The sequence below is a fragment of the Pseudomonas sp. JL23 genome, from assembly GCF_056933585.1.
The window spans coordinates 1,817,152-1,830,120 of sequence record NZ_CM167795.1; the positions used below are offsets into that span (position 1 = coordinate 1,817,152).

General features: G+C 59.9%; 11 protein-coding genes. 9 read left to right on the forward strand and 2 right to left on the reverse strand.

All coding sequences use genetic code 11. The annotated features are described in order from the left end of the window. The first annotated feature begins 153 nt into the window (after positions 1 to 153). The 9 genes from AC1Z24_RS08495 (at position 154) to AC1Z24_RS08535 (ending at position 11,776) form a co-directional block, all read left to right on the forward strand. Positions 154 to 1,044, forward strand: a complete 891-nt coding sequence (locus AC1Z24_RS08495) for an NAD(+) kinase (protein ID WP_259105746.1) — start codon at positions 154 to 156, stop codon at positions 1,042 to 1,044. Beyond that, positions 1,044 to 2,012 carry a metallophosphoesterase gene (locus AC1Z24_RS08500; protein ID WP_483745272.1) on the forward strand — a complete coding sequence of 323 codons (969 nt, stop codon included), beginning with the start codon at positions 1,044 to 1,046 and terminating at the stop codon, positions 2,010 to 2,012. The genes AC1Z24_RS08495 and AC1Z24_RS08500 overlap by 1 nt, the downstream gene beginning before the upstream one ends. Continuing rightward, positions 2,012 to 2,887, forward strand: coding sequence for a rhomboid family intramembrane serine protease (locus tag AC1Z24_RS08505; protein WP_483745273.1), 876 nt, complete (start codon positions 2,012 to 2,014; stop codon positions 2,885 to 2,887). The genes AC1Z24_RS08500 and AC1Z24_RS08505 overlap by 1 nt, the downstream gene beginning before the upstream one ends. A 29-nt stretch (positions 2,888 to 2,916) precedes the next feature. Continuing rightward, positions 2,917 to 3,177 (forward strand): YeaC family protein, encoded by a 261-nt coding sequence (locus AC1Z24_RS08510; protein WP_259105742.1) that lies wholly within the window; start codon positions 2,917 to 2,919, stop codon positions 3,175 to 3,177. Then, the gene (locus tag AC1Z24_RS08515) at positions 3,174 to 4,004 is read left to right on the forward strand and encodes a DUF2797 domain-containing protein (protein WP_483745274.1); all 831 of its coding nucleotides are present in this window, start codon (positions 3,174 to 3,176) and stop codon (positions 4,002 to 4,004) included. The genes AC1Z24_RS08510 and AC1Z24_RS08515 overlap by 4 nt, the downstream gene beginning before the upstream one ends. Before the next feature lie 12 nt (positions 4,005 to 4,016). After that, on the forward strand, positions 4,017 to 6,680 hold the full coding sequence (gene pepN / locus AC1Z24_RS08520; protein WP_483745275.1) for an aminopeptidase N: 2,664 nt from the start codon (positions 4,017 to 4,019) through the stop codon (positions 6,678 to 6,680). 225 nt (positions 6,681 to 6,905) lie between these two features. Then, the gene (locus tag AC1Z24_RS08525) at positions 6,906 to 7,865 is read left to right on the forward strand and encodes an omptin family outer membrane protease (protein ID WP_483745276.1); all 960 of its coding nucleotides are present in this window, start codon (positions 6,906 to 6,908) and stop codon (positions 7,863 to 7,865) included. Positions 7,866 to 8,283: 418 nt separating this feature from the next. Beyond that, positions 8,284 to 9,354 (forward strand): WD40/YVTN/BNR-like repeat-containing protein, encoded by a 1,071-nt coding sequence (locus tag AC1Z24_RS08530; RefSeq protein WP_483745277.1) that lies wholly within the window; start codon positions 8,284 to 8,286, stop codon positions 9,352 to 9,354. Positions 9,355 to 9,382: 28 nt separating this feature from the next. Next, on the forward strand, positions 9,383 to 11,776 hold the full coding sequence (locus tag AC1Z24_RS08535) for an efflux RND transporter permease subunit (protein ID WP_483745278.1): 2,394 nt from the start codon (positions 9,383 to 9,385) through the stop codon (positions 11,774 to 11,776). A 72-nt stretch (positions 11,777 to 11,848) separates the two neighbouring features. Here the strand turns inward: AC1Z24_RS08535 and AC1Z24_RS08540 are convergent, their stop codons facing one another. Next, positions 11,849 to 12,211: a YbaN family protein gene (locus AC1Z24_RS08540; RefSeq protein ID WP_483745279.1), complete on the reverse strand. Its 363-nt coding sequence runs from the start codon at positions 12,209 to 12,211 to the stop codon at positions 11,849 to 11,851. 21 nt (positions 12,212 to 12,232) lie between these two features. Then, entirely contained in the window at positions 12,233 to 12,820 is a 588-nt protein-coding gene (locus tag AC1Z24_RS08545) for a YecA family protein (RefSeq protein WP_259105731.1), read from the reverse strand. Between the last annotated feature and the right edge of the window lie 149 nt (positions 12,821 to 12,969).

The following is a 12,969-nucleotide window of genomic DNA, read 5'->3' on the forward strand; positions in this document are numbered from 1 at the left end:
AAGTCGAATAAGCCGAGGTACTCAAGAGTTCAGATGGTTATGCGTCTCAATCGTAACTGCGTGCTGGCGTTCCCTCATTCCCGGTTTGCCGCTGGGTCGGGCTTTCGCCCATAATCGATTTCTTTAGCCTCATCGAATATCCGCAGGAGCCCCATGGAGCAATTTCGCAATATCGGCATTATCGGCCGCCTGGGCAGTGTCCAGGTGCTCGATACGGTTCGCCGACTCAAGAGGTTCCTGCTCGAACGGCACCTGCATGTGATCCTTGAAGAGACCATCGCCGAAGTGCTGCCCGGCCACGGCCTGCAGGTCTCTTCGCGCAAGATGCTCGGTGAAGTCTGCGACCTGGTCATCGTCGTCGGCGGCGATGGCAGCCTGCTGGGCGCGGCGCGGGCCCTGGCCAAGCACAATGTGCCGGTGCTGGGGATCAACCGTGGCAGCCTGGGTTTCCTCACCGACATTCGCCCCGATGAGCTCGAGCTCAAGTGCGGCGAGGTGCTGGACGGCCACTATCTGGTGGAGAACCGCTTCCTGCTCCAGGCCGAAGTACGCCGTCACGGCGAGGCCATTGGTCAGGGCGACGCCCTCAATGACGTGGTGCTGCACCCCGGCAAGTCGACGCGGATGATCGAGTTCGAGATCTATATCGACGGCCAGTTCGTCTGCAGCCAGAAGGCCGACGGCCTGATCGTCGCGACCCCTACCGGTTCCACCGCCTACGCGCTGTCGGCGGGCGGGCCGATCATGCATCCCAAGCTCGATGCCATTGTGATTGTGCCGATGTACCCCCATACCCTGTCCGGGCGGCCGATTGTGGTCGACGGCAACAGTGAGCTGAAGATTGTGGTGTCCAAGGACATGACGATTTATCCACAGGTGTCCTGTGACGGCCAGAACCACTTTACCTGCGCACCGGGCGATACGGTCACGGTGAGCAAGAAGCCGCAGAAACTGCGGTTGATCCATCCTCTCGATCACAACTATTACGAAGTCTGTCGCACCAAGCTTGGCTGGGGCAGCCGACTTGGTGGTGGAGGCGACTGATGCTTGATCCGGCGCGAAGCTACGACTTGATTGGTGACGTGCATGGTTGTGCCCATACCCTTGAGCAATTGCTCGCGGACATGGGCTATCGGCTCCAGAACGGAGTCTGGCGGCATGCTTCGCGCATGGCGGTGTTCGTCGGTGACATCATCGACCGCGGCCCGCGCATCCGTGAAGCGCTGCATATCGTTCGCAATATGGTCGAGGCCGGCCAGGCGTATTGCATCATGGGCAACCATGAATTCAACGCCCTGGGCTGGATGACCCCGGCGCTCCCCGAGACCGGCAAACAGTTCGTGCGTGAGCATACGCCGCGTCACGCCCGCCTGTTGGGCGAGACCCTGGCGCAGTTCGAGCCTTACCCTGACGAGTGGCTGGACTTCATCAACTGGTTCTACGAGCTGCCGTTGTATATCGACGCCGAGCGCTTCCGCGTGGTCCACGCCTGCTGGGACGCCAACCTGATCGAACCGTTGCGCGGGTTGCATGGCAACGGCTGCATCGACAAGCATTTCGTCCAGGCCTCGGCCGAGGCGGGCAGTTTTGCCAGTGCGGTGTTCGACCGCCTGCTGCGCGGCACCGACATGCGCCTGCCCCACGGTATGACCCTGACCGGTGGCGACGGCCTGACCCGCGCCTTTTTCCGTACCAAATTCTGGGAAGACGACCCGCAGACCTACGGCGACGTGGTGTTCCAACCGGACGCTTTGCCCGAAGGCGTGGCCAAGACGCCGCTTTCCAGCACCGAGAAAAACGCCTTGCTGCGCTATGGCATGGACGAACCGCTGTTGTTCGTCGGCCATTATTGGCGCAGTGGAATTCCCGCGCCGATCCGGCCCAACCTGGCCTGCCTGGATTACAGCGCCGTGCTCTACGGCAAACTGGTCGCCTACCGGCTGGATCAGGAAACCTCTATCGACCCGGGCAAGTTTGTCTGGGTCGATGTGCAACGTCCCGAGGCGGTTTGATGAACCCTGTTGCTGTCTTTCGCCTGCCATTGACCACTGATCTGAGTGGCTTCGTCAGTCTGTTGCACCGTTTGAATGTGCCCCATCGCGTCAGCGAAGAGGGCGGCGAGCAAGTGCTCTGGGTGCCCGACGCGCCTTCGCTGGTAGACGACGTACGTACCCTGTATGAACGTTATCCCCAGGGCGATCCCCAGGCCGAACTGCCTCAGGGCAGCAAGGCCCCGCTGTTGACCCGGCACGCAAGTTTCATTCAGCAGATACGCAATAGCCCGATGACCTCCTTCGTGTTGCTGCTGTGCCTGATCGTCGGCGGCGTGACCCTGCTCGGTGACAATCTGCAGGCGATACGCTGGCTGACCTTCATGGACTTCCACGTCATGGGCGACCAGGCCTATTTTGTGCCTCTGGCCGACAGCCTGGCGGCAGGGCAGTGGTGGCGTATCGTCACGCCGATGCTGATCCATTTCGGCATCCTCCATCTGGCGATGAATGCCCTGTGGTTCTGGGAGCTGGGGCGGCGCATCGAGCTGCGCCAGGGCGCCTGGCATCTGTTGGGCCTGACCCTGGTATTCAGTGCTGTGTCCAACTATGTGCAATACGCCTGGAGCGGTCCCAACCTGTTTGGTGGCCTGTCCGGCGTGCTTTACGCGTTGCTCGGACATTGCTGGATCTACCAGATGCTAGCGCCCAATCCGGTCTATCGCATGCCCCGTGGCGTGTTGGTGATGATGCTGGTGTGGCTGGGCCTGTGCATGTCGGGGCTGGTCAGTGCCATAGGGTTCGGCGAGATCGCCAACGGCGCCCATGTCGGCGGCCTGATCATCGGTTGTGTTACGGGTCTGCTCGGCGGGGTAATTGCCCGCTTTAAGCGCTAAACTGCCGCCCATATTTTTTGGAGAGCCTTATGTCCTCTTTTATCGAAATGATTGAAAACATCACCCCGGACATCTACGAGAGCCTCAAGCTGGCGATCGAGATCGGTAAATGGTCCGATGGCCGCAAGCTGAGCCAGGAACAGCGCGAGCTGTCCATGCAGGCCATGATCGCCTGGGAAATGCACAACCTGCCGGAAGACCAGCGTACCGGCTACATGGGCGCCCAGGAGTGTGCATCGAAGTCCATTACCGTGCCGAATATCCTGTTCAAGTCGGATGCCATCCATTGATCGAGATTGGCCGCGGTGCAGTCAACAAAATGTCAGCGCGTCTTGAGACGCCGCTGGTGCAGTACGGTTTTCGCCTGGGTGACAGCGAGTTTGCGGTCAACCCGTTGATCGGCCAGCAGGTCCGCCTGGAATACCTCGGCGCCATCCATTGCAGCCATTGCGGGCGCAAGACCAAATCCAGCTATAGCCAGGGCTATTGCTTCCCGTGCATGCAGAAACTGGCGCAGTGCGACATCTGCATCATGAGCCCGGAAAAGTGCCATCACGCTGCGGGCACCTGCCGCGACCCGGCGTGGGGCGAGCAGTTCTGCATGACCGATCACATCGTCTATCTGGCCAATTCGTCAGGCGTCAAAGTCGGTATCACCCGTTCGACCCAGTTGCCGACCCGCTGGCTCGACCAGGGCGCCAGCCAGGCGTTGCCGATCCTGCGCGTGGCTACCCGCCAGCAGTCCGGCTTCGTCGAAGACCTGCTGCGCACCCAGGTGGCCGATCGCACCAACTGGCGCGCGCTGCTCAAGGGCGACGCCGAGCCGGTGGACCTGGTCGCCATCCGTGAGCAACTGTTCGACAGCTGCGCCGAAGGTCTGGCCGGTCTGCAAGAACGATTCGGTCTGCAAGCCATCCAATTGCTGCATGACGCCGAGCCGGTGGAGATTCGTTACCCGGTCGAGGCCTATCCGACCAAGATCGTCAGCTTCAACCTGGACAAGAACCCAATCGCCGAAGGCACGCTGCTGGGCATCAAGGGCCAGTACCTGATCTTCGATACCGGGGTCATCAATATTCGTAAGTACACGGCCTATCAACTGGCCGTGCATCAGTAGAAGGAACGCCTCATGCGCACCGAACAGCCGAAAATGATCTACCTGAAGGATTATCAGGCGCCCGAGTACCTCATCGATGAGACGCACCTGACTTTCGAGTTGTTCGACGACCACTCGCTGGTGCACACGCAACTGATCATGCGCCGCAACCCGGCCCGTGGTGGTGGCCTGCCGCCGCTGGTGCTGGACGGCCAGCAACTGGAGCTGCTGTGCGTGCGCCTGGACGATGTCGAGCTGACGTCGGCTGACTACCAGTTGACCCCGGATCACCTGACCATTCAGCCCAAGACCGTGCGTTTCGTCATCGACAGCACGGTGCGCATCCACCCGGAAACCAACACCGCTCTGGAAGGCTTGTACAAGTCCAGCGGCATGTTCTGCACCCAGTGTGAGGCCGAGGGTTTCCGCAAGATCACCTATTACCTCGACCGCCCGGACGTGATGAGCAAGTTCACCACCACGGTCAGTGCCGACAAGCACAACTTCCCGGTGCTGCTGTCCAACGGCAACCCGATTGCCAGCGGCCCCGGCGACGAAGGCCGGCACTGGGCAACCTGGCAGGACCCATTCATGAAGCCGGCCTACCTGTTCGCCCTGGTGGCTGGTGACCTGTGGTGTGTGGAGGACACCTTCACCACCATGAGCCAGCGCAACGTCACCCTGCGTATCTACGTCGAGCCGGAAAATATCGACAAGTGCCAGCACGCGATGGACAGCCTAAAGAAGTCCATGCGCTGGGACGAAGAAACCTATGGCCGTGAATACGACCTGGATATTTTCATGATCGTGGCCGTCAACGACTTCAACATGGGCGCCATGGAGAACAAGGGCCTCAATATCTTCAACTCCAGCGCCGTACTGGCCCGGGCCGAAACCGCCACCGACGCCGCGCACCAGCGGGTTGAGGCCATCGTCGCCCACGAATACTTCCACAACTGGTCGGGCAACCGCGTGACCTGCCGCGACTGGTTCCAGCTTTCGCTCAAGGAAGGCTTCACCGTGTACCGCGATGCCGGTTTCTCGGCGGACATGAACTCGGCTACGGTCAAGCGCATCCAGGACGTCGCCTACCTGCGCACCCATCAGTTCGCCGAAGACGCGGGCCCCATGGCCCACGCCGTGCGCCCGGACAGCTTTATCGAGATCTCCAACTTCTACACCCTGACCGTGTACGAAAAGGGCTCGGAAGTCGTCGGCATGATCCGTACCCTGTTGGGCGGCGAAGGCTTCCGCAAGGGCAGCGACCTGTATTTCCAGCGTCACGACGGCCAGGCCGTGACCTGTGACGATTTCATCAAGGCCATGGAAGACGCCAACGGCGTCGACCTGACCCAGTTCAAGCGCTGGTACAGCCAGGCCGGCACGCCACGTCTGGCGGTGAGCGAGTCCTACGACGCTGCAGCCAAAACCTACAGCCTGACCTTCCGCCAGGGCTACCCGACCACGCCGGGCCAGCCTGCCGAAAGCAAGAAGCCCTTTGTCGTGCCGGTCGAGCTGGGCCTGCTCGACCCGCAAGGCCAGGAAATACCTCTGCGCCTGCAAGGTGAAGCCGCAGCGTCCGGCACCAGCCGTGTACTGTCTGTGACCGAGGGCGAGCAGACCTTCACCTTCGTCGATATCCCGGCCAGGCCGCTGCCATCGCTGCTGCGCGGTTTCTCGGCACCGGTGAAGCTGAGCTTCCCCTACGATCGCGACCAGTTGATGTTCCTCATGCAGCACGACAGCGACGGCTTCAACCGTTGGGATGCCGGCCAGCAACTGTCGGTGCAGGTCCTTCAGGAACTGATCGGCCAGTACCAGCAAGGCCAGCCCCTGCAAATGGATCAACGCCTGGTCACGGCCCTGGCCACAGTGCTGGGCGATCATTCCCTGGATCAGGCCATGGTCGCGGAGATGCTTTCCCTGCCGGGCGAGGCTTATCTGACCGAAATCAGCGAAGTGGCCGACGTCGATGCTATCCACGCCGCTCGCGAGTTTGCCCGCAAGCAACTGGCCGACACTCTGTTCGACACGCTGTGGGCCCGCTACCAGGCCAACCGCGGGCTGTCGCGCAGCACCGCGTATGTCGCTGAGGCCGAGCACTTCGCCCGTCGCGCCCTGCAGAACATCGCCCTGTCGTACCTGATGCTTACCGAGAAGCAGGAAGTGCTGACGGCCTGTATCGACCAGTTCGACACTGCGGACAACATGACCGAGCGCCTGACCGCTCTGGCGGTATTGGTCAACTCGCCGTTTGCCGAAGAAAAGGCCAAGGCTCTGGCGGTGTTTGCCGAGAACTTCAAGACCAACGCCCTGGTCATGGACCAGTGGTTCAGCGTCCAGGCCGGCAGCCCGTTGCCGGGTGGCCTGGAGCGGGTCAAGGCGCTGATGCAGCACCCGGCCTTCACCTTGAAGAACCCGAACAAGGTCCGTGCCCTGATCGGCGCCTTCGCCGGGCAGAACCTGATCAACTTCCATGCAGCGGACGGCTCCGGCTACCGCTTCCTGGCCGATCTGGTCATCGAACTGAATGGGTTCAACCCGCAGATCGCTTCGCGGCAACTGGCGCCGCTGACTCGCTGGCGCAAATACGACAGCGCCCGTCAGGCGTTGATGAAGGCCGAACTGGAGCGCATCCGCAACTCCGGCAACCTCTCCAGCGACGTGTTCGAAGTGGTGAGCAAAAGCCTGGCGTGATGCTCGTCTGTGCCTGAAAACAGGGCTGCCCATGCAAATGGGCGGCCCTTTTTATGCGTCCTACTAACGCATCAGAAGTTTCCGAGGATTCTCCAGATCCGTCATACACAACGATTAGATACGCCCCGCAGAGACATTTCGTAACCCCGTTCATCCTGTCCTGACGCGTTGGAATGGCCTGTTTGCCGTTCTGCGCGTCATCCAATAAACGGTATGGACGTATTGATGAACGGACCGAAAACACTGGTATTACTGGGGCTGGTCGCAGTCGCGCCACAGATTTTGGCGGATGCACAGGTGAGTCGTGAGCAGCTGTTTCAAGTGGGCGATCTTGAGCTGAGCGTGGGCATGGGGCTGTTGAGTGGCAAGGCTGAGGAGAAGGCCTATGACACTGACGATGGCAAGAAAATCAGCCAGTTGGATTGGGATATCAAGCAGGCCACTACACTGCATTTTGGCCTGGCCTATCACCCACTGAATTGGCTGTCCCTGAATTTAGGTGGCTGGACCCGTGTGGCGGGGGGCAGCAGTCATATGAAGGACTATGACTGGCTCGACGACGAGCAGGATGACTGGAGTCATTACTCGACCCACCCCGATACTCGTCTCACCAAGGCTTGGCAGGCTGAAGTCTCCGCCACTGCCTGGGCTATCAAGCGTGACAATCTTGCCCTTGGTGTCATGGCAGGCTATCAACGCAATCAGCTGGGCTGGGAAAGCAACGGTGGCCGTTACACGTACTCCTCAAAAGGGGATTATCGCGACCGGCAAGGAAGGTTTCTGGATGACGTCAAAGTCATCAGCTATCAGCAAACCTACGATACTCCGTACGTTGGCCTGGTCGGCGTGTACACCTGGCAGAATTGGACCCTGGACAGCCGCTTCAAGTACAGCCAGTGGGTCAAGGGCAAGTCCTTCGATAACCACTACCTGCGCGACCTGACCTACAGCGGCGACTACGGCAACTCGGGTCGCATGCAAAGCCTCGCCTTGGGCCTTACCTGGCGCGTCGACCCACAGATGTCGCTAAGGGCTGGCGTTGACTATCAGGTATATGCCGAAGCCAAGGGCAGCGTCCTTGCCCGACATGTACCGAGCGGTGAAACTCATCTGTACGACGGCAAGGCCGGTTCCCAGGCCAGCCGTACGTTGTTGTCCAGTGTGGCAATGACCTATCAGTTCTAACCTGAGAGAAGCACGTGGGAGCCAACTTGCTGGCTCCCGCACCTAAATCATTTGAACTGAAATGCGATTTTGTAGGAGCCGCCGAAGGCTGCGAAAGTGATGTATCAGGCAGACCCCTTCGCAGCCTTCGGCAGCTTCTGCAGATCCTGTTGTGTCAGGGCCTGCCGGAATTTCTTGCTAGCCGTGTTTGTGGTTTATATGTGATTCGGCATCCCATCCCGCCAGCTACAGTTCTCAATCAATCTCAGTGATAACGCTTCAATCATCGCCTCGCGCTTAACAAAAGATAACGTCATGTCGATTGTCATGGCTTTCCAAAGCTGGATAGGATGGAGCCGCTCCGAAAGCTGTTCTAGAGCGTTTGCACTGCTTCTGACGCTTCGCGGCACCCTGATAAAAATAAACAAAGGGGACCTTCATGAGTGAGCCTGTCAATTGGCACACCCGTACCAGTGTTATTGCGATCAATCGTTATCCATTGGCATTCCAGATCAAGACAGCCCTGACGCTGTTGCTCGCTCTGACCCTGACCGATGCGGTTCAGGCGGCTGATGCACCGGTTACCGATGCGGCTGCGCTCTATTCCATCGAGTCGACCAAGTCTTCCCGCGACCTGCTGCTGGATGTCGTCCATGCTGGCGCGCGCCTGGTGGTGGTCGGCAATCGTGGCCACATCCTCTACTCCGACGATCAGGGCAAGACCTGGGTCCAGGCCAAGGTGCCGACCCGGCAGTTGCTGACCTCGGTGTATTTCGTCAACGACAAGCAGGGCTGGGCGGTCGGTCATGACGCGCAGATTCTTGCCAGTACCGATGGTGGCGCGACCTGGGCCAAGCAGTTCGAAGATATCAAGCGTGAAGCGCCGCTGCTGGATGTCTGGTTCAAGGACGCCCAGACCGGTTTTGCCGTCGGCGCCTATGGCAGCCTGATGACGACGACTGACGGTGGCCAGCATTGGCAAGATGTCAGCGACCGCCTCGATAACGAGGATCAGTACCATCTCAACGGCATTGCCCAGGTCAAGGATGCCGGGTTGTTCATCGTCGGCGAGGCGGGCGCCATGTTCCGTTCCGCCGACGACGGCCAGACCTGGGAAAAACTCGAAGGGCCTTATCAGGGCTCGCTGTTCGGTGCGATCGGCACCGCCCAGGCCGACACGCTGCTGGTCTACGGCTTGCGCGGCAACCTGTTCCGCTCCACTGATTTCGGCAGCACCTGGGAGCCTGTGCCATTGCAGGGCGAACGCGGCTCGCTGGAATTCGGCCTGTCCAATGCTGCGCTGCTGGCCGACGGCTCGCTGGTGGTGGTGGGCAATGGCGGCACGGTATTGCGCAGCACTGACGACGGCCTGACGTTCCAGGTGTTCAACCGCCCGGACCGGATCTCCCTGTCCGGTGTCACGGCGGCCGCTTCGGGCAACCTGGTTCTGGTAGGGCAGGGCGGCGTTCGCGTCACCTCGCCAACGGGCGCCGAGACGACCCAACAATAAGACCGAACAAAGGCGGGGCAATACAGGCATGAGCAATCTTCAACACACCCAGCACCAGCACGATGAGAAGGCCACCTTCCTTGAGCGGTTGATCTTCAACAATCGCCCGGCGGTGATCCTGATCTGTCTGGTCGTCAGTATTTTTCTGTTCTGGCAGGCCACTCTGGTACGGCCATCGACCAGCTTCGAGAAAATGATCCCCCTCGCTCATCCGTTCATCCAGAACATGATGGAGCACCGCAACGATCTGGCGAACCTGGGTAATACGGTGCGTATCTCGGTGGAGGCCACCGACGGCGATATTTTTTCCAAGTCGTACATGGAGACCCTGCGGCAGATCAACGACGAAGTGTTCTACATCGCCGGGGTCGACCGCTCCGGGCTCAAGTCCTTGTGGAGCCCGAGTGTGCGCTGGACCGAGGTGACGGAGGAGGGCTTTGCCGGTGGCGAGGTGATTCCCCAGAGCTATGACGGCTCCGATGCCAGTCTCGACAAATTGCGCAACAACGTCCTCAAGTCAGGCCAGATCGGTCGTTTGGTAGCCAACGATTTCAAATCCAGCATCGTCGATATCCCGTTGCTGGAGTCCTATCCGGATCCGGAAGACCAGGGCAAGTTGATGGCCCTGGACTACCAGAAATTCTCCCATCAACTGGAAGAAAAGATTCGCGATAAGTTCGAAGCGCAGAACCCCAATATCAAGGTGCATATCGTCGGTTTCGCCAAGAAGGTAGGTGACCTGATCGATGGTCTGGTGATGGTGGTGATGTTCTTCGGGGTGGCCTTTGTCATCACCCTGGTGCTGCTGGTCTGGTTCACCCGCTGCATGCGCAGCACCATTGCGGTGCTCAGTACCACCCTGATTGCGGTGATCTGGCAACTGGGCCTGATGCATGTGGTGGGGTTCGGCCTGGACCCGTACTCGATGCTGGTCCCGTTCCTGATTTTCGCCATCGGCATTTCCCATGGCGTGCAGAAGATCAACGGTATCGCCCTGCAATCCAGCGATGCCGACAACGCCCTGATGGCGGCCCGTCGTACCTTCCGCCAGCTGTTCCTGCCCGGCATGATCGCCATTCTGGCCGATGCGGTGGGCTTCATTACCCTGCTTATCATTGATATCGGGGTAATTCGCGAGCTGGCGATTGGCGCGTCCATCGGTGTTGCCGTCATTGTGTTCACCAACTTGATCCTCCTGCCTGTAGCGATTTCCTACGCCGGTATCAGCGGTCGGGCCATTCGCCGCAGCAAGAAAGATTCGGTCAGCGAGCATCCGTTCTGGCGTCTGCTGTCGAACTTTGCCAACCCGAAGGTCGCCCGTGTCTCGGTGATCCTGTCTTTGATCGCCCTGGGTGGTGGCCTCTGGTACGGACATAACCTGAAAATCGGCGACCTCGATCAGGGCGCGCCGGAACTGCGACCCGATTCGCGCTACAACAAGGACAACAGTTTCATCATCAATAACTACTCGACCAGTTCCGATGTACTGGTGGTCATGGTCAAGACGCCTCGCGAGGGCTGCTCAGCCTATCCGACCATGTCGGCGATCAACGAGCTGGCCTGGAAAATGGAAAACACGCCGGGGGTGCAATCGGCGATTTCCCTGGTCACTGTGTCCAAGCAGATGATCAAGGGCATGAACGAAGGCAACCTGAAATGGGAGTCGCTGTCGCGCAACAAAGACGTGCTCAACAGCTCCATTTCCCGCGCCGATGGCCTGTACAACAACGATTGCTCGCTGGCGCCACTGCTGGTGTTCCTCAACGATCACAAGGCCGAGACTCTGGATCGTGCGGTGCATGCGGTGCAGGACTTCGCCAAGGACAACAACCGCGACGGCCTGCAATTCCTCCTGGCGGCGGGTAATGCGGGGATCGAAGCGGCGACCAACGAAGTGATCAAACAGGCCGAGCTGACTATCCTGATCCTGGTCTACCTCTGCGTGGCGGGCATGTGCATGATCACGTTCCGCTCCTGGGCTGCAACCTTGTGCATTGTTCTGCCGCTGGTGCTGACTTCGGTGCTGGGTAACGCGCTGATGGCGTTCATGGGCATCGGCGTCAAGGTGGCGACCCTGCCGGTAGTGGCGCTGGGCGTGGGTATTGGCGTGGACTACGGCATCTATATCTACAGCCGCCTGGAAACCTTCCTGCGTGCCGGTCTGCCGTTGCAAGAGGCTTACTACGAAACCCTCAAGTCCACCGGCAAGGCCGTGCTGTTCACCGGGCTGTGCCTGGCCATCGGTGTCTGCACCTGGATCTTCTCGGCTATCAAGTTCCAGGCCGACATGGGCCTGATGCTGACCTTCATGCTGCTGTGGAACATGTTCGGCGCCTTGTGGCTGCTGCCAGCGTTGGCGCGTTTCCTGATCAAGCCGGAGAAGATGGCGGGCAAAGTGGGGAACTCGTTGTTTTCCCATTGATACAAAGGCGCCGCTTTATTTGTGGGAGCAGGGTGTGGCCCTTCGCGGCAAGCCTGCTCCCACAGGGACGTCTCAGACCTTGCGGGTCTTCTGCCGCAAAATATAAATGCTCACCAGCACCGCGCTGGTCAGCATGAACCCCTGGGCCCACGGACGGCGCACCAGGTAGCAGGAAAACCCGATACTCAGCCACATCAGGCCAATGGCGTAGACCTTGCCCTTGAGCGGGATACCGTTGCCTTCCAGATAGTCACGAATCCATGGCCCGAGATACCGGTGATTGACCAGCCAGGCGTAGAAGCGCGGAGAGCTGCGGGCGAAGCAGGCGGCGGCGAGGAGGAGAAAGGGCGTCGTGGGCAGCACCGGGAGAAATATCCCGATGACACCCAGTGCGACGCTCAGCCAGCCAATGCCGGCGAGGATGAGGCGTAGCATCTGATCAGCGCAGGCGCCCGATCAGTGGTGACGTGGCTTGAGGATCGCCGGTTTTTCGTCCGGCGCGTGCAGCAGCAGATACAGCGCGGTCAGGGCTTCCGGGATCTGCACAATCATGTCATCCATCAGATTGGCATCGGCGGCGATGTCGGCGAACTCGGGTTGCTCGTCGAACAGGCCGGAACCGACCATGATCGGCAGGAGCATTTCGCTGACTTCTTCTTCGTCGTTCTCGAACCAGACCGACTCACGCAGGAACACGCCTTCCATGAAGCCGATGCACCAGCCACGCAGCTCGGAATCATCCGGGTCATCGCCCAGATCCAGGTCGCACGGCAGTTCGAATTCATCGTCCGAGGCCAACTGGCGGGCGATATGGGCCTGCAACTGGATCAGGGTGGCTTCGATCTCTTCGCGCTGAGCATCACTGCTGTAGTGCGGCGGCTCGGCGAACAGGGCGTCGATCCATTCACGTTCAGGGACCGATTCGGAGCAGATCGACAACGCGGTCAGGTAGCCATGAGCGGCCACGTAGTCCAGCGCTTCATCGTGCAGCTCATCGGCATCGAGGAAGACTTGCAGGCGGGTGAGTTGCTCAGCAAAGGACATTGAGGGGTTACCTGAGGTAATAAACGATGCTGAATTCTAGGCCCTGAGCGCCACAGATGCCAGCGCCAAGGCCTGTGGCAGTTAATTTCGACCGCTCATGTCCGCACCGCCCAATGGCCGCAGGTGGTCGGGTATACTGCCGCGCTTCA